Raw genomic sequence first — 22,778 nt, 5'->3', positions numbered from 1 at the left:
CTAAAACTCTTTGTGTCTCAAATTATAATTATTGGTGCTGGTGTAGGCGGATTAACAGCTGGCGCACTTCTTGCCAATCATGGATATCATCCAAAAATACTTGAAAAGTGTGCTCAGATAGGGGGCAGAACAACATCTATGAAATTTAGGAATCATATTTTGGATAATGGTTTTCACATAATGCCTTTTTATAAAAAATCAGCAATTTTTAGTATTTTTAAATCCATTGGGATTGAATCTAGATTGAATTTATCAAAGGTGGATGACATTGCATTTCATTCAAAATCTGGATTTCATAAATATCCTAAAGGTATGGGTGATTTACTACGTCTCTCTTTGATTCCTTTTAAAAGTAGAATCCAACTTCTTAAAATTCTACTTCCAATGGCATTCACATCCATAAAAAAAACTGAATCTTGGGATGACAAATCATTAACTGGAGTTACTCAAAAATTAGATCCAGAAACTAATGCATTCTTTGAAGCTGTTTGCATGCTCGCATTTGCAGATACTGCTGATCATATCTCTTTAGGTGAATTTACTAGAACTATAATTCGCGCAAATCCCTTTAGAGGCGGTACTAGCGAATTTGCATATCCTACTGATGGTGGTTATGATTCAATCACACAAGTATTGGCTAATTATGTGATGCAAAACCAATGTCAAATAGACCTTAATGTTTCTGTAAAAAAAATTATAATAGAAAATTCCAAGGTTGTTGGAATCATTATACGTAACAGCATTGGAAAAGATGAATTTATTGCTTCAAGTTGTGTAGTGGTGTCTTACCCTGCATACATTGCATTAAATCAGTTATTTGATGATGGTATTGTGAACAACAAATTTCTTGCAAAAATAAATCGGTTAAATAAGAAAACATCTGTGGTTGAAGTTCATTTTGCGTTAAACTCGAAAATTGATACACGACAAGTTGTATTTCCTGTTGGTGATAATTATGTTACTAAGGGAATCTTTTTTATCTCAAATATCACTCCTGCTGTTTCTCCCCCTGGAGAACATTTAATGATTGCAGGTACTCCAGTCTCCCCATCTGTTACAGATGATCAAAAAAAAATAAAAGAAATCGTTGAAACCATGAAAATGGAAATCTCGTCAATTTATCCACAGTTTGATTCCTCATTAATATGGGAAAGACCAATGGCCTGGAAACTTGTTGAATCTGTTGCAAAGGAGCCTGGATTAGTGTGGAAATCTAAGATGCCTCATGAAATTCCAGGTATAAAGGGACTTTTTTTTGTAGGTGATTCTACAATTAGCTATGGGATAGGTACTGACTCTGCTGCTCATAGCTCCATTTTGTGTTTACCAAAAATTGAATCATTTTTGGAATCTTTATGATTTTGAATTGTATTTTCTTAGTATTTTTGGTATTTCTTCTAGTCGCACATCATAAATGACATCTCCTTCAAATTTAGGGGTTTTCTGTGTTTGTATAGCATGCCCTCCAATCAGTACTGGGATCTTATGTTGCTCTTTAATTTTTTTTACTAGTCTTTGTCCTGCACTAATATTATCTTCTAGTGTAATTGAAATTAGAATAATTTCTGGCTTTTCATTCTGAATAAAACTCAAGATCGATTCAGTTGGAATTGATGTGCCAATATTGTATACTTTAAACCCTTTAATTGATAGATATGTCTCTAATACATCACAGCCTAAATTGTGTTCTTCTCCTAAAGGAACACAAATTAGAATTCTTTTTTTATTTTTTAAACCTGAAACTCGATCCATTATTATTTTGACTAGTGTTTGGGCTATGTTGCTTGCTACGTGTTCTGTTGCAATACTTATTTTACTACTTGCCCAATCATCTCCAATCTTATACATTACAGGTCTTAAAATTTTATCAAAAAAGTCTGATTCATTAAAAATTTTGATATATTCTTCATAAATTTTAATACAATGTTCAATACTACCATCTGTCAGTTTCTTGTATAATTCTTGTTTTGATTTCTTAGTTACATCTTCTCTTTTTTTGATGTCTTTTGGATTATATGATGCTAATACTGATAATACTTTAGGATCATTTCTATAATCTATCGGTATGTCATCCTTGATTACTTCGGATGCTTTTCCAAGATATTTGATAATTTCTTGTTTTGATGTACTTTTTTTGGAATCCCATATACTTTTAACCAAATAGAGGTACTGATCAGACTTAACTTTCTTAGCTCTAATGTAGACCATTATTCGTTATTATTGTATTTCTTATATAACTAGTGTTAAAAAATGTTTATAGTGCCAATACTTAATTTTATTTATTTTATTCACTTTTGTCCTACATTTAACCATGAAAGAACATTTTACCACTAGAATAAAAAATTAACACTAGTTTTAAATAACTTGATCAAAAACTTCAATTATGAAAAGCAATAGCGTATTCACAGATGAGTTGTTTTCAAGACTAGATGTGAAGTGGTGTAGAATTATTGGATGACCAACTTTTATCTGTAGTTTTTACTCTGTTGGTAATTGAGGAGATTCTTTGATTATACAGCGAATTGACAGTTCTAGTAGTGGTGCATTAGATGTTGGTGCATATCTTTGGTTGGATTCAGGTTGTTTTACAATTTGGTTTGTACTCTACGTGAAGCGTGAGAGAGTTAAGCAGTTGGGAGAATTAAGGTAAAAATGGAAAAAAATACTAGTGATTCCTTTATTCAATCGTCACCTTTTTCTATTCTGGTAACTGGCGCTACTGGTTTCATTGGTTCTCGATTGATTTCATTACTATCTGAATCTGGTTACACTGTTACGGGGTTGAGTAGAAAAAAAATACCTGACACTAAAAATGTGAAATATGTTCAAGCTGATGTTTTTGATATTGATCAACTCACTAATGCAATGAATGGTATTGAGGTTGCATATTATTTACTTCATTCTATGGAGGGCAGTAAATCAGAATGGAAAGAATTTGCATCTAGAGAAAAGATTCAAGCTCAAAATTTTCTCAAAGCTGCAACAAAATCTGGTGTGAAGAGAATCATCTATCTTGGGGGTTTGGTTAATGATAGTTTAGAATTATCTCCTCATATGAAAAGTCGTAAGGAAGTCGGAGAAATACTTGCCTCTAAAAACATCCCTGTTACTGAATTACGTGCATCCTTGATTATAGGTGCTCAGGGAGGATCTTATGCCATGCTTCGTTATCTTGTTGAACGATTGCGTATTATGGTGTGTCCATCATGGGTAAAATCTATTGCACAACCTATCGCAGTTGATGATGTAATTTATTATTTATCTGAATGTCTTAAAAAACCTGAAACCCTAGGAAAAATATTTGAAATTGGTGGTCCTGATAGAATGACCTATGAAGAACTAATGCGTGTTTATTCTGCATATTTAAATAAAAATTTGTTTGTCTTGCAAATCCCATTTCTGACCACTCGTCTTTCTTCTTATTGGGTTGATTTGATTACTCCTGTAAAGGCATCTCTTGCAAGACCTCTGATTGATAGTCTTGTACATGATACCGTTGTAACAAATAATGAAATTACAAAAATCATTCCATTGAGATTAAAGTCTGTCCGTGAATCCATTGACATTGCTACTAAAGAAATGATGTCATCTCCTACTCCGTCTGAGATGAAAGAAGAAAAAACTGGTTTTAAAATTAACCAAAAGGCTATTCAGATATCTCTTTTTGCATTGGCTATAATTGGCACTTCTTATTATTGGTTAGATGATAGACCTGAAGTATACCAACCACTGTGGTTGCTAGGATCATTTATTTGGTACGTTGTAATCATTATGGCAATAATTTTTATTCGTAGTAAGGCGCGTTTAGGTTATCTTTTAGCTGGTGTGTTATCTTGGGTTACATTGGCATTTTGGTTATTTGATAATTTTCATGTAATTTTTCAAACATCATTGATAGCTAATCTACCTAGTGAATTAATGACTCTTCGAAATTTCATTGGTATTGTAACTGCATCCATAACTGTGATTACTTCTCACAATTTATTCCACAAAGTAGTTGATTATCAATACAAGGGGAAACCTATTTGATATTTTTTTATCTTTAATTCAAACATAACAATATTTTTTTATCTTTAATTCAAACATAACAATATTTTTTTATTTCTAATAACTCTTCAATATCTAGATTTTTTATAAACTCACTAGGAATTAAATTTAATTTTTTCATATATTAGTATGTGTTATGATCTATTTTAGTTCATGTTAATTATATTGCAAAATATGCATTTTCTTTTATTTTTAGATTCTGGAATGTATCTGGTTGAATTATTTTTGCTAATATCTCTAATCCGTCTATCGTTCTAATGCTTGGCTTGCTGAAAAATGAATTTGCATCAACTCCAAAAACCTGTTTATTTTTAACAGCTTTTAACGATTTCCAATTATCATTTTCTTTTAATATTTTATTGTATTCAAAAACTGTACGTCTGATATCAAATCCACATGGCATCATGATAATTATATCTGGATCAGCTTGGTTAATCTCTTTAAAACTTAATCTTCTGGAACGCTCTCCAATTTTACTGATCATGTTAGTTCCTCCTGCAATATCTATCATCTCTGGAATCCAATGACCTGCAGTAAAAAATGGATCAATCCATTCAATTGCAAGAACTTTTGGCTTTTTACCTGTAGATTTTTTCTGTATGTTTTGAATTCTTTTCTCAAGCGAATCTATGATTTCTTTTGCTCTTGATTCTTTTTCTAATATTTTTCCTAATTCTTTAACTGAGTTAATAATTTCATACAGGTTATGTGGATCCATTGAAACCAGAGTTGGTTTTTTTTCAAGAATTTTTATCGCTTTACTTACTTGGTTTGTATATGCAGCGCAAACTTCACAAGTTTCTTGTGTTATGATCAAATCTGGATTTGCATCTTTTAGATTTTTTTCATCTAAAATGAAAATATCTGTTCCTTCTTTTAGTAACTGGCAAGTCATCATATCGATCTCTTGACTTGATAGTTTGTCTGATTTAATCACTGAACTGATAACTTTTAATTTTAAATTTGCATCTGGTGGATATTTGCATTCATGTGTAACCCCGTATAACAGATCTTGTACTCCAAATTCATACAATAGCTCAGTTGCACTTGGCAGAAAAGAAACAATTCTTTTAACTACCATATATTATATTTGCAAATATCCTTTAAACATCATACGTTTACAATCTGTCAATTTTGTTAATTAGGCAACTTAATAGGGTAATTTTAGGCACAATTTACGTTGTCTTCTGAGTCTCAAGATATTCGACGTGCAATTTTATCCAAGTGGCATGAAACTCTCTCAAAATATGGAAATTTATTTTCTTCTGATTCTATTAGTGGAACCAGTCCGCCATCTGTCTTCGTGGGTTCACATAACTACCCAAAAGTCTTTGTTGGTCCAATGCTTCCTCCAATTCATGGTGACACAAGTCTGTTTGATAGTCCTGAAAAGTGGAAAGGAAAATCTTTGGAAGAAATTGTTAATTTTAGATTAAATTTAGTTCGTGGAATACAAAAAATCTCAATTGATCAAACAGATGGTAGGTATATAGAAGATCTTCAAGAGGTAACAATGTCTTCTAAGCCTACTGATACTGATATAATATTTTCAAAATCAACATCATCTAATGTTTTACTTGATGGTGAAAGTGCCCCTTTTGGTCCTATTGGAGAAATAAGATCTGCAAAGTTCTTTAGTTCTAATTCTAATAAATCAATTGAAAAAATATTCTATGATAAAGACTTGAAAGCAGAAGATGCAATTCTGAGTTTGTATGATTCTGGAATTGAAATTTCAAAAATTCAAAAATGTTTTAGTATTGGTATGTTGGGAAAAAAAAGAAAACTTGTTCCAACTAAATGGAGTATAACTGCCACTGATGATATTATTTCAAAATCTCTTGTAAGTGAGATTTTAGATTATGGTTTAATTGATTCTTGCAGGGTTTTTTTTTATGAGCATTTAGGTAATATTTTCATTGTTGTTTTATTTCCGCACAGATGGATGTATGAAATGATTGAGGCTTGGTATTCTGATAGTGTTTTGGGATTTGGCTCTGATTTTGAGGATGCACGTGGAATTGATCATTCTCCGGCAATAGCTGGAGCCTATTTTGCAGCCAAATTGGGTGTATTAGAATATTTATCCAAAATGAAAATTCAGGCTGGAGTCGTTATTTTACGTGAAATCAGACCTGAATATGCGATTCCTGTAGGTGTATGGCAAGTCCGTGAAGGCATTCGTGAGGTCATGAATCAAAATCCCGCCATTGCTGATAATTTTGATGATGCAATTCTTTTGGCATCAAATAGAACTAGTATAAGTAAAACTGAGTGGCTCATACATGGAAATATTTCAAAATTAATACAGCAGAAAATACTTTCTGATTTTTTTTAAAGTATATGATATATCCGAAAATCTATTTAATTTTTGATTTGAATATTTTTATTGCTTTATTCTAAATTTTCTCTCAAATATTCTCTTATTCTGAATTACCTTTTCTTAAAAATTGGAATATGTTTCCCGTATCTGGATCCGAATATAAAAGAAAATATGTTTGGCTAGCAAGATATGTGTTGTTGAATCTGTAAATTATTGGATTTATCTCTGATAAAATACTCCCTATAGTGATCTGCTCTTCCTGAAATTGATTTAACAAATTAAAAAACTGTTCTTTTTCTAACTGACTAAAGTTTTTAGAAAAAAATCCAAAGATATGCATTATCACATTACTATGTTTTTTTATTGTAGGCTCGCTATTTAGTGCCGCTTTTAGATGTTTTTCATATTCGGCAAGTATTTCTGAAAATGGATTTTTTTTGTTGCTTGCTACGATATTGCCTAAAACCTTTAACTCATTTTGATTATGTGCCATCACCATGTACTTGTTCATTGCTTGAAACGAAATCAAATCTTTTATTTTATTACTTTTTTTTACATCCTCAAATCTTTGTAACACAAATTCTTTAACCTCTCTTTCTGATATTTTTTTTATTTTTTCACTTGTGGATTTTTGAATCTCATTCACCTTTCAAGTTGTTCTTCATTTCCATATAAAGAGAAACAACGCTATTTCACATTACCACTAGATTTTGTCATTTTAATTTTGATTTTATCATTTTAGCACTAGAACTCATTTTAGCACTATCTTAAATATCCTTTCTGAATAAATATAACAATGAAAATCATAATAACTGCAATTGCCGCAATACTTCTATTGGCCTCTACTGCATCTGTTTATGCAGAAGTTCCAGCTTGGGTAAAAACTAATGCTGGTTGGTGGGCAGATGGAACAATCTCTGAATCTGAATTCTTGTCTGGTATTGAATTTTTGATTACAAACGACATCATTGTAGTTCCTTCTACAGCTGTATCTTCTGAATCATCAGATGATGGTGTTCCAGCTTGGGTAAAAACTAATGCTGGTTGGTGGGCAGATGGAACTATCACTGATGGTGAATTTGTAAATGGTATCCAACATATGATTAAAATTGGATTAATCTCAGTTTCTGCAACTTCTCAAACCCCTCAAATGACATCTGAAGCACCAAAAAGTACTGATACTGAATTGGCAGCACTTGAAGCAGAACTAGAAAAATGCTCTGAAATCAAAAAAGCATATGATAGACTCAACTGTGAAAGATCTGCAAAACATGAAATCACTGCATATAATTTCAAACTGCTTTCAGAACCTCATCAAGCTGGACCTGTTACTTTCTATTGGCCTGGTTTTGGAACTGAAGGAAACAGCTTTGAAATTACATCCTCTGGTCAAGCAATGCTCCGACTCAGAATCTTAGTTGAAAATACTGGTTCTCAAACTGAGGCGCTGTTTTGTACGGGACCTGCTATATGTAACTATGATGTCACAAATGGTGTTGAGGATTTCAAATATTCAGGAATGGATTTCACCAATGGTCAGATTATAATAAAACCTGGAGAAACTGAAATGTTCAATATGTTCTTTGGACCAAATATTGGTGGCGGGGGAACTACATTTGAATATGATCCTGAAAAAGATTACTACTTTAGAGGAAGTGAATCTTTTGGTAGCATTTCTATCCCATTAAATTTGGGATAAACCCTTTTTTTATTTTTAACAAAAACACTTACATCCATCTTAATCTCAAATAATTGTTTTTTGCCACTAGTCTAAAATAATTATGACCTTAAATATTTGCAATGATAAAGCATCATGATGAATAAATGGATGGTGATTGCTTTTTCATTAATTCTTATGGGTACACCCATGGTATTTGCAGAATCATCTAATACTGGAATAATTTATTGGGATAAAGAGATTGTTTCAATTAACTCCTTTGCTGATATTTATGTCAAAGACAATGATATGAATAAAAAAGAATATCCAAACTTTGCAGATAAATTTACAATAACTGTTTGGTCTGATACATCCCCTGCTGGTTTGGAAATTCTAGTTGTGGAGACAGGTGTGTATAGTGGGATTTTCAAAGGTAGTGTTTATGTTGCAGATTCTGGAGATCCAACAAAAAATAGACTAATATCCGCCCCTGGTGATATTTTGTATGCAAAATATGTTGATTCTACTTTACCACATGGTGGTACCACTGAAATTGTTTCTGGGGCAGTTGTAAAAATTTCTGGAAAAAACATGGATGATGTTCTAAACAGTATTGATCCCATGATGCGCCATATGACCTCTGCTCAAAATGAAGTTCCAGCTTGGGTAAAAACTAATGCTGGTTGGTGGGCAGATGGAACAATCTCTGAATCTGAATTCTTGTCTGGTATTGAATTTTTGATTACAAACGACATCATTGTAGTTCCTTCTACAGCTGTATCTTCTGAATCATCAGATGATGGTGTTCCAGCTTGGGTAAAAACTAATGCTGGTTGGTGGGCAGATGGAACTATCACTGATGGTGAATTTGTAAATGGTATCCAACATATGATTAAAATTGGATTAATCTCAGTTTCTGCAACTTCTCAAACCCCTCAAATGACATCTGAAGCACCAAAAAGTACTGATACTGAATTGGCAGCACTTGAAGCAGAACTAGAAAAATGCTCTGAAATCAAAGTAAGCTACAAAAGAATTGATTGTGAAAAACCCATCAAAAAAGCAATTACATTATACAAGCATAAAGCAAATGCTGAAAGATTTGAAATTGGACCAATTACCTATTATTGGTTTGGAATTGGCTCTGAAGGAAATGAATTTGTAATCAGTCCAACTGGACAAGCTATATTATCCATTCGAATGTTAGCTGAGAACACAAGTTCTGAGATCACTGCAATGCATTGTACAAGTCCTTCTATATGCAGTTATGATATATGGGATGGCTCAAAGGCATTCAAATATTCTGGAATGGACTTTACTAGTGGAGAAATTGTTCTGAATCCAGGTGACACAAGAGAATTCAACATTCTTTTTGGTCCAAATATTGGTTACGGTGGAACAAAATTTGAATATGATTCTTCAAAAACATATTATTTTAGAATTAACGAAGATTTTGGAAGTGCAAATATTCTTTTAGAACTGGAATAGCAGATTCTTTTTTTATTAAAACACAGGTCATGTTCAACTCTTAATGAGAGGAATTAAATCTTGGGATTTGATGTTAATCCTAGTTGAGCGATAAAAATTCTGAATCTGTATTATCTAATTACGGGATTTACACAATTAGTGAAAATTTTGAATTTACTTTTCCTAATATTGAAATTAAGATTGAAAGAATAGGAAAGCATGTTTTTTCTTACATTCGAAAAGATGCTGAGAATAAAATAATCAAAAAAATAATTCCAAGCATATCTTCAGACTTGACACTTGAATTATGCCCAATTCGCCCATTAAACCATCCTGCTCCTAGAACTAGTCATGTCTATCTGGATTTTGAAACACCTGTTTTTCTATCTGAAGGTTCGGCTGCCACAGTATATGTTAGATGCCCAATAGAGATTGGGGTGTTTTTAGTTCATGGAGGGTATAAAGATTCTCTTGATTGGTTTATTTGTGATCCTATAAACTCTAGATTTTGTTTATATGGTCCTCCGGAATCTGGAACTCTTTGCAAATACACAAATTCTGAAATAGTTGAATCGTATGAAGATTCCATCCCTTTTTACAATGCCGTTTTAAAAATTGACATCAAAAATCAATTGAATAAGGGTTTTACCATTTCTAAAATTGTTTTTCCGATCACTGGTAATTCCTTGTATTATAAAAATTCTAAATCAATAATTGATTCATTGGTTGCAACACTTAGGAAAAAACTAACTCTTGAAGTTATTGATATAGATGCAAATCCAATTAAAACTGATTGGGCTAAATCTCCAGCGTATGAGGTATCTGAAAGTATAAGACACATGGATATGGGTGTTGACTGATGGTATTTGAATTTCTACAAAGTTTATCGGAGATTGAAATCACAGGAGGTTTGACTGCTCTTTCTCTGCTTACTGGTGGAATTATAGTCGGTGTGGGTATTATTCTTGCAAGAACAGTACGCCTTTTATTTTCAAAATATTATGCTCCTAAACTTCCTCAAGATACTGCCAAAAACTTTAGTAAGCTAATTTATTTTGGAATAATTATTTTATCGTTTTTAGTTTTCACATCAACTACCGGTGTTGATTTTTCAGGATTACTTGTAGCTGGTGGAATCTTTGGAATTGTAATTGGTTTTGCAACGCAATCTGTTGTCTCAAATTTAATTTCAGGCATTTTCTTGATGATAGAAAAACCTGTAAAACAAGGTGATAAAATTGAAATTCCAGGATCTGATGTTACTGGCACATTGCTGGATATTAGCACATTTTCTGTGCGTGTTAGGAGATTTGACGGTACCATCATCCGTGTTCCTAATGAATCATTTTTTACATCAAACATTCGTTCACTATCTTCTACTCCTGTTAGGAGATCTGAGGCCATTGTTGGAATAGCCTATAAAGAAGATATTGATGGGGCCACATCTGTAATTGAAAAACAAATTCGTAAATCAATGGAGTTTGTTTTGACTCTACCAAAACCTGAGTTTCGCATTAAGGAACTTGCAGATTCTAGTATAAATATAGAAATTCTGGTGTGGCATCCTAGAGATGATTGGGATCAAGTAGGCCCAAAATTGCTTAAAGTTGCTAAAAATGCTCTTGATGATGCTGGAATTGAAATCCCATTCCCACAGCGTGTTATATGGCAAGCAAAGGAATAGAATTATTTTTCAATAATATTTGATTGTTTTTTATTCATCCTTCTTTTCTTAATTAATGCAAACATTATCATTCCAACATTAATAATGGAAATAATTTCAATTAGGTCTACTCCATACAAGAACCAATCTATCACTGGATGAACTCTTGATACAATCCCTGCTTCTAGCATAATGTCTGCGTTCCATACCATATGTGGGACTTGAATGAATTGTATTATTGCAATGAGAATCACACTGCCTAATATCTTATTTTCATACCAATTCCAAAACCTAGTCCAAGCATTCATGATTAATTTTATTACTTGTATCTATTAAAGGCGATGAAAATTAGATGTAACTAATTAGACTGGACTAATTAAAAAATGTTAATGACTTTAGACTCATGCGTATTATGCTGAATTATTTTATATGAATATGTTTCTGGATATTTTTCTTGTCTTGTTTGATCTAGAATCTTTAGCAAGTATATTCTATTTATGTGAACACCTGTATAGGAATATCTGTTTATTAATTTTTTAATTTGAATTTTTTTATCCATTTTAAAACAATCACTGTAAAAGATTTTTAATTTATTGTTTTTTGATATTTTCTTTTTTCATCCACACTGTACTTGTTTTATGATCAATTATCTCTACACCGATTTCATTTAACTTGTCTCTTATTTTATCTGCCTCCTCAAACTTTTTTTCTTTTCTTAACCTTTCTCTATTTCTAACCATCTCGTCAATTTCCTGTTTTTCATTTTCAGTTATTTTCGGAATGGCTAACCCTAAAATCATCATCATCCTCTGCATTTCTGCTTTGATGTTTTCAGCATCTTTTCTGCTTATTTTTTCCTCAGCTGCCAATCTATTTCCTTCTTTGATTAATTGAAAGAATGCAGATAATGCAAGATGTGAATTAAAATCATCTTCTAATGCATTGTCAAATTCCTTGCCTATTTTGTTGACAATCTCATTAATATTTTCATAACTCTTGGTATCTGCATGGATTAATTCGTAATAACATGTTTCAACTTGTCTCCATTTTATAAGATTCTCTTTTAGCAATTCTTCAGAGTAATCAATTGGTTTAGAATAATGTCCTGATAAGCAAAATAATCTAATTACATTTGATCCCCAATTTTCTAACATCTGTTTAACTGATTTCACATTTCCTGTGGATTTTGACATTTTTTCACCATTTATTGTAACCATTCCTATATGCATCCAAACTTTGGCAAACTGACTTCCTGTACATGATTCTGATTGTGCAATTTCATTCTCGTGATGCGGAAAGATTAGGTCTCTCCCTCCGCCATGTATGTCAAAATTATGGCCAAGATATTTTATGCTCATTGCAGAGCATTCAATGTGCCATCCTGGTCTCCCTTTTCCCCATGGACTATCCCATACTGGCTCTATATCTGAAAACTTCCATACTGCAAAATCTAATGGACTCCTTTTTGCTTCATCAATTTCTATTCTTGACCCTGATTGAAGTTCATCTATTTTCTTTTTAGATAGTTTCCCATATTCCGGAAATTTGGACACTTCAAAATACACTCCATTTTTTGATGTGTATGCAATTTCTTTTTTAATTAATTTTTCAATAAATTTGATAATGTCTTTTATGTGTTCTGTTGCTTTGGGATAGTTTGTTGCTCTTTTTACATTTAATCCATCAAAATCTGTAAAATAATTTTCAATGTATCTTGCACTAATGTTATCTGCAGTTGTTTTCTCTGCATTTGCACGATTAATTATTTTATCATCAACGTCCGTAAAATTTTGAATAAATTCTATCTCTATTCCCTTACTCTCAAGATATTTTCTTAAAACATCAAAAACTATAATTGTTCTTGCATGTCCTATGTGTGATTCATCATATACTGTAACTCCGCAAAGGTAAATTTTCACTTTTTTTGAAATATCTAATGTCTGCTCTAAATTTGACAGTGTGTCTTGAAGTTTCATTTCAAATCTCAGGTTTTGGTATTGTTGTTCTTTTATGTTTGCTGTTCATGTTTAACCTTTCAACTTTTTTAATCATGTTTTTGTCAATTCCTGTAATTTTTTCTATTTCTGAAATTGATAATTTTTTTTCAAACATACAATGCAAAATGGAATCTATTTCCTCGTATGAAATACCTATCTCTTTTTCTGCTTTGTGGTCTTCCCATAAATGTGGGCTGCTCTTCTTTGAAATTACATTCTCTGGCACTCCTAGATGTTTTGCAATTTCCCTTACTTGCAGTTTGTATAATGATATAATTGGTGTGATGTCTGATGCACCATCTCCAAATTTTGTAAAATACCCAATCAAATACTCACTTTTATCACTTGATCCTAAAACAAGATAATTTTTGATGTTGGCATAATAATACAGAATGTTTGTTCTAACTCTTGCACGGAGATTTCCTCTAGCTTTTTTATTTGGTTCTAGATACATTGTGTATTCTTTTATGATTGGCTTGATGTCGATCAACTTATACTCTATTCCAGTCAGTGCAATCATTTTTAGCGCATCTTCTGTTTCTGCGTTAGGTGTTATTGATGTGTCTGGCATGATTATTGCCAATGTTTTTTCTTTTAGTTTTCTTTTACAGATATATGCTAAAACTGCAGAATCTACTCCGCCACTTAATCCTAATATTACTCCCTCTGCATTATTTTTATCAATCTGCTCAGAAACAAATTTCTCAATATTTTCAATGATTTTTGAATAATCTTGATTAATGATCTCATTGATAATATCTTGATTCAACAATAACTTTTTGAAATATGTATGAATAAAACTTATGCTTGTTAATTATGAATTAGTTTATTTTGAACATCTGCTATTGAAGATACTATTTTTTGATATTACTGCAGATTATCAATATATATCATAACTCATATTTAGCACAAGAGAGAATTAATTGTAACGCTACGTGTATTTAATTTTCAATAACTACAAAAAATACAGTATTACTTGTAAAACTTATTTTTTCTAGTATTAGATATCTACGTAAAGACCGTCATCTCTTGACTCTACTGGGTATGTTTCAAGTTTCACATCCTTGAGATAGTCTGTTAATTTCCCAGTCTTGATATTATAATGCCAAAAATGTAAAGGACATTCTACAATGTCTCCTTCTAGTTTTCCTGGTGCAATTGATCCATCTTGATGAACACAAAGATCATCTATCGCATGATATCCGTCTTGATTGAAAATTGCAATTTGTTTTCCATCTATTTTGAAGGCTTTGCCCTTTCCGGCAGCAACTGCTCCTTTATCTGCAATTTTCTTCCAAGTCAATATTTTTCTGATATGTTTGTTATTTATTTACATTCGCATGATAGAATTTTATAGTATAATTTGAGGTGAACATTATTGAGTAAAGTAAAAACTAGTTCAAAATTAGTTCAAGAAGGAAAGATATCTTATCACTGGGCTAGATCTCATATGCAAATTCTTGATAACACAATTAATCGCTTTAAAAAATCAAAACCACTCAAAGGTGTCACTCTTGGTTTCTGTTTACATATTACAAAAGAGACATCTGTTTTATTAATGGGTGCTAAAGAATTAGGGGCAACTGTTGCATGCTGTGGTGGAAACCCATTGACTACTCAGGATAATATTGCTGCATTTTTGGCATCACAGGGAATCCATGTATATGCTTGGCATGGTCAATCCGTCAAAGAATATGATTGGTGTATTGATCAGGTACTACAACATAAGCCAACTATCTTAACTGATGATGGGGCTGATATGAATATCAAGGCTCACTTTGATAAGAGATTTAACACTATGAATATTTTAGGTGCAACTGAGGAAACAACTGCAGGTGTAACTAGAATTAGAGCTGTAGAAAATCAAGGTAAACTTCGCTATCCTGTAATCTTAGTTAATGAAGCATACACAAAACACATGTTTGATAATAGATATGGGACTGGACAAAGTACCATTGATGGTTATCTTCGTGGAATGAACCTTCTTATGGCATCAAAACGTGTTGTGGTGGTTGGATATGGTTGGGTTGGACGTGGTGTTGCATCTAGATTCCATGGGATGGGGTCTAAAGTTATTGTTACTGAGATTGATCCAATAAAAGCACTTGAAGCTCATATGGATGGATTTGAAGTAATGCAAATGTCCCAAGCTGCCAAGATTGGTGACATGTTTGTAACATGTACTGGAATGACTAGTGTTATTAGAAAAGAACACATCTTACAAATGAAAAATGGTGCAATCATGGGTAATGTAGGTCATTTTGATGTAGAGATTGATAGTAAGTTTTTGCTCAAGTCATCAAAATCTGTTAAAGAAGTAAGGCCAAATCTTGATGAATGTGTCTTGAAGAATGGGAAAGTAGTCTATCTGATTGGACAGGGTAGACTTGCAAACTTGGTTGCAGCTGAAGGACATCCACCGGAAGTAATGGCACAATCTTTTTCAAATCAAATTCTTTCTGTTTTGTATATCCTTAAAAATCACAAGAACATGGAAAACAAAATTATCAATGTACCTGAAGAAATAGATAAACAAGTGGCAGTTGATGCACTAAAGGCAATGAATGTCAAAATAGACAAACTCAATTCTGAACAAGTAAAATATGCCAATAGCTGGTAAACTTCTTAACCTTAACATCGTGTAATTGGTAATATCTAATGAACAAAAAAGCTATTATCACAAGTGCATTACCTTATGCAAATGGCGAAATTCATTTAGGACATGTTGCATCAACTTATCTTCCTGCCGATGTAACTACCAGGTTTTTAAAACTAAATGGTGTTGAGGCTTACTACGTTTGTGCATCTGATGACTTTGGTACGCCGATTCTGATTCAATCTGAAAAAGAAGGAAAAACTCCTGCTGAATATGTGGCTTATTGGAATAAACGTGACTATGAAGATTTTTCTGCATTCAATATCCATTTTGATTATTTTTACAAAACTAGCTCTTCTGAAAATATTGCCTTTGTCCAAGATGTATTCAAAAAACTAAATGATTCAGGACATATCTATGAGAAAGAAATTATTCAATTTTATTGTAATGTGGATAAGAAATTTTTACCTGATCGATATGTTAAAGGTGTCTGTCCTTACTGTAAGGCAGAAGATCAATACTCTGATTTATGTGAAAGTTGCGGACGTGTTCCTGACGAGATAACTGATCCTAAATGTGCCCTTTGTGACCAGCCTCCAACTAAAGAAAAAACTACACATTACTTTTTTAGACTAACAAATTTTAGAGATTCGTTATCAAAATGGTTAGATGAAAATGAACATCTTCAAAAAGATGTAAAGAAATATGTTCAGAATTGGATTAAATCTGGTTTGATTGATTGGGACATAACACGTGATATTTCTTGGGGTGTTCCTGTTCCCCTTGCTGATGCAAATGACAAAGTATTCTATGGTTGGTTTGATAACCATCTGGCATACATTTCAACTGCTTTAAAATTTCTTGGCGATAAGGGAGTTGATGGTAAAGAGTTTTGGAACTCTGCTGACATTTATCACTTTATTGGAAAAGACATTGTATATCACCATTATCTTTTCTTGCCTGCGATGCGATTAGGTATTAACAGTGAATACAAGTTACCTGACTATATTCCAACGCGAGGTCATCTAACACTACAAGGAAAGAAAATCTCAAAAAGTCGAAATTGGTACATTGGGTTAAAACAATTCTTAGAATACTATCCTGCAGACTATCTTAGATTTTATCTTGTATCAATCAATCCGTATTCTCAAGATGATTTGAATTTTGATTGGGATGATTTTACTACAAGAATTAATTCTGAATTGATTGGAAATCTTGGAAACTTTGTTAATAGAGCTCTTGGGTTTACTAACAAATCCTTTGATGGGAAAGTTCCAGAAATCGAATCCTTTGATGAGAAAGATTCAGAGGCAGAGGAAAAAATTAAAAATTTCTCAAGTGAAGTCGGCTCTCTTTTAGAAAGTAATCATCTTGACCGAGCTTTGAAAAAAATTATGGATTTTTCATCATTTTTTAATCAATATTTTCAGCACAAAGAACCTTGGAAATTGGGTCCTGGGACCAAAAACTGTGTATTTCTTTCAGTTAATGCTGCAAAGAGCATGGCTATTGCTATATTTCCATTCTTGCCTGAATCATCTCAAAAAATCTGGACTCAGCTTGGCTTGGATGGAAATGTCACAGATTTTTCTTGGAATGATATTTCTGAATTGAATATTCTACCTGGCCATGTTTTAGGTAATTCTTCGCCTCTGTTTACAAAAGTTGAAACATCTGATATAGAAAATCACAAAAAGAATCTTGGACCCTCTAAATAATTATGAAACCTGTTCCACGAATTTCTACTAGGGGATATTATGATCTAACTACTGGAAAGACGATAAAGACTAATCCATATTATCTATACCCTAAAAAAGATTTTAAAAATTTGTTAGGATCAAGAGAATTCACTATAATGATACATGGATTAAGAAACAATAATGCTGGAGCTATAGCCAAAGTTTTGCTTGCAAAAAATCGACTCCGTAAATTAGAATATGTTTATCCTGTAATTGGATTTAGTTATGATTCAAACACTACTGGTGCACATTTGATCAAATATGCAAAACGGTCACTTGCAGCAGGCCAAGTTATTGCAAAGAAAAATGGGCGAAATCTTGGAAAATTTATAGAGGATTTCAAATCAACCAGTCCCAAAACCAAGATTAAACTGATGGGTCATTCTTTAGGATCTCAGGTGATTTTGAGCACTCTTGAATATCTTGCAAAAAAGAAACAAAATTATGGCATTATTGATAGTGCATATCTTTTTGGCGCGTCAATTACTGGAGATGTTCCATCCTCAAAAAAATATGGGAAAATAATTCAAAATATTATTGAAAAAAAAATTGTAAACTATTATGCGCCAACTGATGAGGTACTGGCTTGGGCTGACGATAAAAAATATGTAAAAGGACCTCTTGGTCTTAATGGGGCAATTGGGAAACCTGTTTCAAAATATCATCAAAAGCTAGTAAAACCTGAAAATCATCGATTCGCAAGTTATATTACAGTTTTAAACTCATTTTCGTAGAATTACAATTATTCTGTGTGTGGTATGATTAATTAGTCAATCTTTAATATGGAGTTAAATTAGTAATTTATTGTGATATTTAGGATGTCTGATCTTTCACATGGAAAATCTATACTATACCATCTGCATATTTTAGATGACTCTGTAGAGATCGAGGATCTATCGAAGTATCCATGCTAGAACTAATTTTGTTTATATATGGACGTGCCTGGCAAGGCTTGGACAAGCTTCGATAGAATTTGGAAAAATAACTAGAATTTATGATAATGATAATCCACACATAACGTTTCAAGAATTCAGAGAGAAAATAGAAAGAGATATTCCAGAATTAATCGAAACTGGTACCAAAAAAGGAGGGTAAAATGAACTCCTTTGGTGTAATCCAAGCAAAATATGATAACTTTTTTGGGTTTCGATGGTTTCGACTGCATTCGAATCGAAACATAGGGGTCACATCATGACATCCCAAAAGAGATTCACCTGGATTGGTAATAGAATTCCACAATCAAAGAAAGCCATACTGATAGAAAAAGATGGTAAGCATTTCTATTCTACACCAAATGGATACATCTATCCATCTGTAACTGCAATGTTGTCAGCTACAATACCCGAAGAAAAGAAAAAAGGCTTACAAGAATGGAGATAAAGAATAGGAGAAGCACAAGCAGGTATAATAACAAAACGTGCAACATACATTGGGACACTTGTCCACAAACTAGCAGAAGATTATCTTAACAATAATTTATCTGAGTATTATACAAGAAATGAAAATTGTATTAATAAAACAGAACACTCAAATAATATGGAAACATTTCAGACATCTACAATCAATATCCTATAGTTACATCAAACGAATAAAACATTTTCCATGATAAATTATAATTTTCTTTAACAGTAAAGATGATGTGCAATACAACCTTAGACCGCTCAATAATACGATTACATAATATGATGAAGCAAATGTGATAAAAACAAAAAAATCATTCAGTCCAGAAGATTTTTGGAATCTAGATGATGATTAGATTGTTTGATGTGTAATTCCTGAGATAATTCTTCAAAGTCCTCATGTCCTAACGGACGGTTCTAGATTTCCCTCAAGGGAAATTAATTGTTAGCCCTCAACTGTTGGCACAGAGCCTTTGATTCACTTGAAGCGAATTAAATTTGACTTTCTAAAAGAAAATCAACACTCGAATTTTGCTCGCAATCATTATGACTTGGGATGTTCAAAGTAGATTTTCTGTAAAGTGTTGTTTCAATATGATTACAACCATTAATATCAAAAAAGATATTTTGCTTAACATTAAAAAACAAGTGTAAAATTCAGGTGATTATGGCTAATCCAACTAACACATACATCAATTTTGTTTACTGTGAATTAGAAGACACATGGAAACAAATCAGCGAGAAGGATTCTGACGTGGATGTTTATCAAGCCATAGAAGATAATGCAAAAGTAAACGTCAGATTGTTTTCAGACAAAAAGGTGCCATACTATATGAAAAAAGGATCTAAAATAACGATAAAAGATCACATGTTAAAGTTCAACAAATCTGACTTTGATAAATAATCTTTGAGGCTATAGGTTAATCGTAATATCATGTATTTTTTTCAGTAATGCTTTTTTGAGTATTTGTCTTTTGTATGTGGTTTTTGTTGATTGGTAGTATTAATGAGTATCAAAACATGCATTTTCAAATCTAGAAAATATACATAGGAAACTAATTGTATGCAGTGTTCAGGTATGCAAAAAATAGACATCAAGGCAGTTTTCTCATTTATCAGGCATTATCCTGTTACATTTATTGCAATTTTAGGACTGTTTATTGGAGGAATCTTCCACTGGCTGCTTGAAAATCCCGATCTGGGGCATTCTATCTGGCTTGTTATCTTGATTACAGGTGGCGCACCCATAGTGTGGAACACCATTAAGGGAATTCTTCACCGAAAATTTGCAGCAGACATTATCGCAATGCTTGCAATTATAGTATCTGTCATTACAAATGATCCATTTCCTGGAGTCATAATTGTCCTTATGCAGTCAGGCGGAAAGGCACTGGAAGATTATGCATTCCGACACGCACAGGACTCGTTGGAAGAGCTGTCAAAAAGGGCTCCACGATTTGCAATCAGAAAAAACGATGGCGCACTAGATGAGATAGACGTAGCTGACGTCAGACCAGGTGATGTACTTGTAGTTAGAGCCGGTGACCTTGTACCAGTCGATGGCATGACAAGAGATGACCAGGTTCAAGTAGATGAGTCGGCATTGACTGGGGAACCAATCACAAAGATAAAAAATATTGGCGATGCCGTATTTAGCGGCACTGTAAATATCGGAAATCCGTTTGATATGGAAGCGCAAAAAACAAGTGGTGAGAGCCAGTACGCAAAAATAGTTCAGATTGTAAGAAAGGCTCAGCAAGAAAAGGCACCACTTCAAAGATTGGCTGACAGGTATGCTGTGTGGTTTACACCCATTGTCATTGCAGTAAGCCTGGCAGGTTGGGTCATTACACAGAGCACAACTACAATTCTTGCAGTATTGGTAGTTGCAACCCCATGCCCACTGATTTTTGCAACACCTGCTGCAATAATCAGCGGAATCAACAGAGCAGCCAAACATAACATTGTGATCAAGACAGGCTCTGCAATAGAGAATCTGGGAAAGGCCAAAGCCATGCTGTTTGACAAGACAGGGACTATCACGTTTGGTTCTCCAAAACTTGAAGAGTTAAGACCTGTAGGGGATGACGTATCGTTTGATTCTCTTCTGCTCAAGGTTGCAGCAGTAGAGCAGATGTCATCGCATCCGGCTGCCAGGTCTATATTGTTCTTGGCTGAGAACAAATTTGACAAGATTCCAACTCCTGAAAACTTTCATGAGACACCCGGAGCCGGAGTAGAGGGAGATGTGAATGGACAGCATGTGGTGATTGGCTCTGAAGGCATTTTTGCAAAAACAGATGTGAAACTAAAACAGAATATCCAAGATGCCAAAAATCAGATCGATTCAGATGGAAAAATGCTGGCATTTGTAACCATTAATGGAACCCTTTCTGGAATGCTCATTTTCGGTGATGTGATAAGACCAGGTGTCAGTTTGATGATTGACAAATTGAAAAACCTTGGAATAAAACATACTGCGATACTGACTGGAGACAATTCAGATAATGCAGAAAACATTACACGAAAAGCAGGCATCTCTGCAGTACATGCAAATCTCTTGCCTGAGCAAAAGGTATCTATCGTCAAAAAAAACAAAGAGCAGTTTGGCAATGTGATTATGGTGGGTGATGGAATCAATGATGCTCCTGCACTGGCAACTGCGACAACAGGTATTGCAATGGGGTCAAAAGGTACGGCCATTTCTGCTGAAACGTCTGACATCGTATTGATGGTAGATGATGTCACAAAAGTGGTTACGGCAGTTGAAATCAGCCAGAGGACAGTCAGGATAGCCAAGCAGGGGATATTTATCGGATTGGGTGCAAGCTTTGTACTTATGGGTTTTGCAGCGATGGGATATATTGAACCTGAATATGGTGCATTACTCCAAGAGGTATTGGATGTGGCAGTAATTCTAAATGCGTTAAGGGCCAGATAGAACCAGATTTGGTTTTTCTTTTTTTTACAGAGTTTAATCTTGGCAAAAAATTATATCTTTGGGAGAAACAATCCGAAATTTGGAAAAAGAGAAATAATGGAAAAACCAAGAAAATACTAATGGTAAGAGTCGCAGAATGTTTCAAGTGTGGAATTACAGAGAAAGATGCAAAACTAGTTTATACTACAGACAAACCTGTACTGTGTGAAAAATGTTCTAAAACATAATTGATAAACAGTTTCTAGGATTTGTATTTTAATTAGGGTGAGTTGATCATTTTTTGATTAATGAATACTTTTTTCATCTGCAGGTTCAATTTATCTTGTAATTCGTTTTTTGACTCTAAATCTTGTTTAAAATTCATTAGATTGCTGATCTGATGAAATAATCTCTGAAATATTTTTTATAATTATTATTTAATTATGATTTTTTTTATGTTCCACGTGAATATACATTCAATCATCTCCGGTTAAAACATGAAGTGTAATTAATGCTATCAATAACAACAGTAAACCAAACTGTCCGTGCAGCAATCGAGTGAAAATCTTGGTGTGTCTTGATGATGTGTATCTAAGTAAAATCCAGCTTATCATTAACCCAGTCATGGTTATGGCAAGTGATAGTGAGATGGAATCAAGATCATTTACTAAAAGCAATCCGTGTGTCATGCCAGCAAAATAACCAATAGAGTTGAGAATTATGTGAAAGTTCAGAACAGGTTTGTAGAATTGAACTGCCTGTCTTGCCATTACTAATGACTGCCCACCTGCATGTACAGCGTATCTTCTCCATTTATTAAACACGATAAAAGGTAGATTTGCAATGATTCCTGCACCAATTGCCACCCATCCGAGGCTTTCTACTGCTTCGTCAGCGTCATCATCTACAAATACCTGTATGGGTATCAAAAATAATAGAAAAATAACAGGGAGGGTTTTGAGACTCATC

The 22,778-nt window shown here is 33.2% G+C and carries 22 protein-coding genes; 14 read left to right on the top strand and 8 right to left on the bottom strand.

Annotated features, from left to right (window positions below; translation table 11 throughout):
- The first annotated feature begins 12 nt into the window (after positions 1-12).
- Complete coding sequence (locus tag OEM44_01495) at positions 13-1,359, top strand: FAD-dependent oxidoreductase (protein MDH3515476.1); 1,347 nt, start codon at positions 13-15, stop codon at positions 1,357-1,359.
- Here OEM44_01495 and OEM44_01490 read toward each other — a convergent pair.
- Positions 1,354-2,208 carry a cobalamin B12-binding domain-containing protein gene (locus OEM44_01490; GenBank protein ID MDH3515475.1) on the bottom strand — a complete coding sequence of 285 codons (855 nt, stop codon included), beginning with the start codon at positions 2,206-2,208 and terminating at the stop codon, positions 1,354-1,356. The two genes, OEM44_01495 and OEM44_01490, sit on opposite strands and share 6 nt — an antisense overlap.
- A 444-nt stretch (positions 2,209-2,652) precedes the next feature.
- On the opposite strand from OEM44_01490, the gene OEM44_01485 reads away from it, so the two are divergent.
- A complete protein-coding gene (locus OEM44_01485; GenBank protein ID MDH3515474.1) occupies positions 2,653-4,029 on the top strand; it encodes an NAD(P)H-binding protein in 1,377 nt (458 codons plus the stop codon).
- Positions 4,030-4,207: 178 nt separating this feature from the next.
- On the opposite strand, the gene OEM44_01480 is transcribed toward OEM44_01485, so the two are convergent.
- Positions 4,208-5,128 (bottom strand): cobalamin-binding protein, encoded by a 921-nt coding sequence (locus tag OEM44_01480; GenBank protein MDH3515473.1) that lies wholly within the window; start codon positions 5,126-5,128, stop codon positions 4,208-4,210.
- 99 nt (positions 5,129-5,227) lie between these two features.
- Between OEM44_01480 and OEM44_01475 the strand changes: the two genes are divergently transcribed.
- Positions 5,228-6,385, top strand: coding sequence for a hypothetical protein (locus OEM44_01475; protein ID MDH3515472.1), 1,158 nt, complete (start codon positions 5,228-5,230; stop codon positions 6,383-6,385).
- A gap of 85 nt (positions 6,386-6,470) precedes the next feature.
- On the opposite strand, the gene OEM44_01470 is transcribed toward OEM44_01475, so the two are convergent.
- Positions 6,471-7,016: a YbgA family protein gene (locus OEM44_01470; GenBank protein MDH3515471.1), complete on the bottom strand. Its 546-nt coding sequence runs from the start codon at positions 7,014-7,016 to the stop codon at positions 6,471-6,473.
- A gap of 150 nt (positions 7,017-7,166) precedes the next feature.
- Between OEM44_01470 and OEM44_01465 the strand changes: the two genes are divergently transcribed.
- The 4 genes from OEM44_01465 (at position 7,167) to OEM44_01450 (ending at position 11,178) form a co-directional block, all read left to right on the top strand.
- Positions 7,167-8,069, top strand: coding sequence for a peptidase (locus tag OEM44_01465; GenBank protein ID MDH3515470.1), 903 nt, complete (start codon positions 7,167-7,169; stop codon positions 8,067-8,069).
- A 117-nt stretch (positions 8,070-8,186) separates the two neighbouring features.
- Complete coding sequence (locus OEM44_01460; protein MDH3515469.1) at positions 8,187-9,515, top strand: hypothetical protein; 1,329 nt, start codon at positions 8,187-8,189, stop codon at positions 9,513-9,515.
- Between the two features lie 83 nt (positions 9,516-9,598).
- Positions 9,599-10,354: a DUF432 domain-containing protein gene (locus tag OEM44_01455; protein MDH3515468.1), complete on the top strand. Its 756-nt coding sequence runs from the start codon at positions 9,599-9,601 to the stop codon at positions 10,352-10,354.
- A complete protein-coding gene (locus OEM44_01450) occupies positions 10,354-11,178 on the top strand; it encodes a mechanosensitive ion channel family protein (GenBank protein ID MDH3515467.1) in 825 nt (274 codons plus the stop codon). Before OEM44_01455 ends, OEM44_01450 begins: the two co-directional genes overlap by 1 nt.
- Positions 11,179-11,180: 2 nt before the next feature.
- On the opposite strand, the gene OEM44_01445 is transcribed toward OEM44_01450, so the two are convergent.
- From OEM44_01445 to OEM44_01430, 4 genes are all read right to left on the bottom strand, one after another.
- Complete coding sequence (locus OEM44_01445; protein ID MDH3515466.1) at positions 11,181-11,465, bottom strand: hypothetical protein; 285 nt, start codon at positions 11,463-11,465, stop codon at positions 11,181-11,183.
- Positions 11,466-11,747: 282 nt separating this feature from the next.
- Positions 11,748-13,133 carry a cysteine--tRNA ligase gene (gene cysS / locus OEM44_01440; GenBank protein ID MDH3515465.1) on the bottom strand — a complete coding sequence of 462 codons (1,386 nt, stop codon included), beginning with the start codon at positions 13,131-13,133 and terminating at the stop codon, positions 11,748-11,750.
- 1 nt (position 13,134) lies between these two features.
- Positions 13,135-13,923 (bottom strand): NAD+ synthase, encoded by a 789-nt coding sequence (locus tag OEM44_01435; GenBank protein MDH3515464.1) that lies wholly within the window; start codon positions 13,921-13,923, stop codon positions 13,135-13,137.
- Between the two features lie 231 nt (positions 13,924-14,154).
- Entirely contained in the window at positions 14,155-14,457 is a 303-nt protein-coding gene (locus OEM44_01430; GenBank protein ID MDH3515463.1) for a Rieske 2Fe-2S domain-containing protein, read from the bottom strand.
- Positions 14,458-14,532: 75 nt separating this feature from the next.
- Here OEM44_01430 and OEM44_01425 point away from each other — a divergent pair, with 75 nt between their 5' ends.
- From OEM44_01425 to OEM44_01395, 7 genes are all read left to right on the top strand, one after another.
- Complete coding sequence (locus OEM44_01425) at positions 14,533-15,774, top strand: adenosylhomocysteinase (GenBank protein ID MDH3515462.1); 1,242 nt, start codon at positions 14,533-14,535, stop codon at positions 15,772-15,774.
- A 38-nt stretch (positions 15,775-15,812) separates the two neighbouring features.
- Positions 15,813-17,468: a methionine--tRNA ligase gene (gene metG / locus OEM44_01420; GenBank protein ID MDH3515461.1), complete on the top strand. Its 1,656-nt coding sequence runs from the start codon at positions 15,813-15,815 to the stop codon at positions 17,466-17,468.
- A 2-nt stretch (positions 17,469-17,470) separates the two neighbouring features.
- A complete protein-coding gene (locus tag OEM44_01415; GenBank protein MDH3515460.1) occupies positions 17,471-18,223 on the top strand; it encodes a TMCO4 family protein in 753 nt (250 codons plus the stop codon).
- Between the two features lie 457 nt (positions 18,224-18,680).
- A complete protein-coding gene (locus OEM44_01410; GenBank protein MDH3515459.1) occupies positions 18,681-18,869 on the top strand; it encodes a hypothetical protein in 189 nt (62 codons plus the stop codon).
- A gap of 687 nt (positions 18,870-19,556) precedes the next feature.
- On the top strand, positions 19,557-19,793 hold the full coding sequence (locus OEM44_01405) for a hypothetical protein (protein ID MDH3515458.1): 237 nt from the start codon (positions 19,557-19,559) through the stop codon (positions 19,791-19,793).
- A gap of 174 nt (positions 19,794-19,967) precedes the next feature.
- Positions 19,968-21,830: a heavy metal translocating P-type ATPase gene (locus tag OEM44_01400; protein ID MDH3515457.1), complete on the top strand. Its 1,863-nt coding sequence runs from the start codon at positions 19,968-19,970 to the stop codon at positions 21,828-21,830.
- An 8-nt stretch (positions 21,831-21,838) separates the two neighbouring features.
- Positions 21,839-22,057, top strand: coding sequence for a hypothetical protein (locus OEM44_01395; protein MDH3515456.1), 219 nt, complete (start codon positions 21,839-21,841; stop codon positions 22,055-22,057).
- A gap of 228 nt (positions 22,058-22,285) precedes the next feature.
- On the opposite strand, the gene OEM44_01390 is transcribed toward OEM44_01395, so the two are convergent.
- Entirely contained in the window at positions 22,286-22,777 is a 492-nt protein-coding gene (locus tag OEM44_01390) for a hypothetical protein (GenBank protein MDH3515455.1), read from the bottom strand.
- Position 22,778: the final 1 nt, after the last annotated feature.

It is taken from the genome of Nitrosopumilus sp. (assembly GCA_029862745.1).
Classification (GTDB): domain Archaea; phylum Thermoproteota; class Nitrososphaeria; order Nitrososphaerales; family Nitrosopumilaceae; genus Nitrosopumilus.
This window is presented reverse-complemented; position numbering and strand designations above follow the sequence as displayed.

What these genes read in the sequence shown, in the direction of transcription:
- OEM44_01490 (MDH3515475.1), bottom strand. Translation starts at nt 2,208, where the DNA reads ATGGTCTACATTAGAGCTAAGAAAGTTAAGTCTGATCAGTACCTCTAT.
- OEM44_01485 (MDH3515474.1), top strand. Translation starts at nt 2,653, where the DNA reads ATGGAAAAAAATACTAGTGATTCCTTTATTCAATCGTCACCTTTTTCT.
- OEM44_01480 (MDH3515473.1), bottom strand. Translation starts at nt 5,128, where the DNA reads ATGGTAGTTAAAAGAATTGTTTCTTTTCTGCCAAGTGCAACTGAGCTA.
- OEM44_01465 (MDH3515470.1), top strand. Translation starts at nt 7,167, where the DNA reads ATGAAAATCATAATAACTGCAATTGCCGCAATACTTCTATTGGCCTCT.
- OEM44_01460 (MDH3515469.1), top strand. Translation starts at nt 8,187, where the DNA reads ATGAATAAATGGATGGTGATTGCTTTTTCATTAATTCTTATGGGTACA.
- OEM44_01450 (MDH3515467.1), top strand. Translation starts at nt 10,354, where the DNA reads ATGGTATTTGAATTTCTACAAAGTTTATCGGAGATTGAAATCACAGGA.
- OEM44_01445 (MDH3515466.1), bottom strand. Translation starts at nt 11,465, where the DNA reads ATGAATGCTTGGACTAGGTTTTGGAATTGGTATGAAAATAAGATATTA.
- cysS (MDH3515465.1), bottom strand. Translation starts at nt 13,133, where the DNA reads ATGAAACTTCAAGACACACTGTCAAATTTAGAGCAGACATTAGATATT.
- metG (MDH3515461.1), top strand. Translation starts at nt 15,813, where the DNA reads ATGAACAAAAAAGCTATTATCACAAGTGCATTACCTTATGCAAATGGC.
- OEM44_01415 (MDH3515460.1), top strand. Translation starts at nt 17,471, where the DNA reads ATGAAACCTGTTCCACGAATTTCTACTAGGGGATATTATGATCTAACT.
- OEM44_01410 (MDH3515459.1), top strand. Translation starts at nt 18,681, where the DNA reads ATGACATCCCAAAAGAGATTCACCTGGATTGGTAATAGAATTCCACAA.
- OEM44_01405 (MDH3515458.1), top strand. Translation starts at nt 19,557, where the DNA reads ATGGCTAATCCAACTAACACATACATCAATTTTGTTTACTGTGAATTA.
- OEM44_01400 (MDH3515457.1), top strand. Translation starts at nt 19,968, where the DNA reads ATGCAAAAAATAGACATCAAGGCAGTTTTCTCATTTATCAGGCATTAT.
- OEM44_01390 (MDH3515455.1), bottom strand. Translation starts at nt 22,777, where the DNA reads ATGAGTCTCAAAACCCTCCCTGTTATTTTTCTATTATTTTTGATACCC.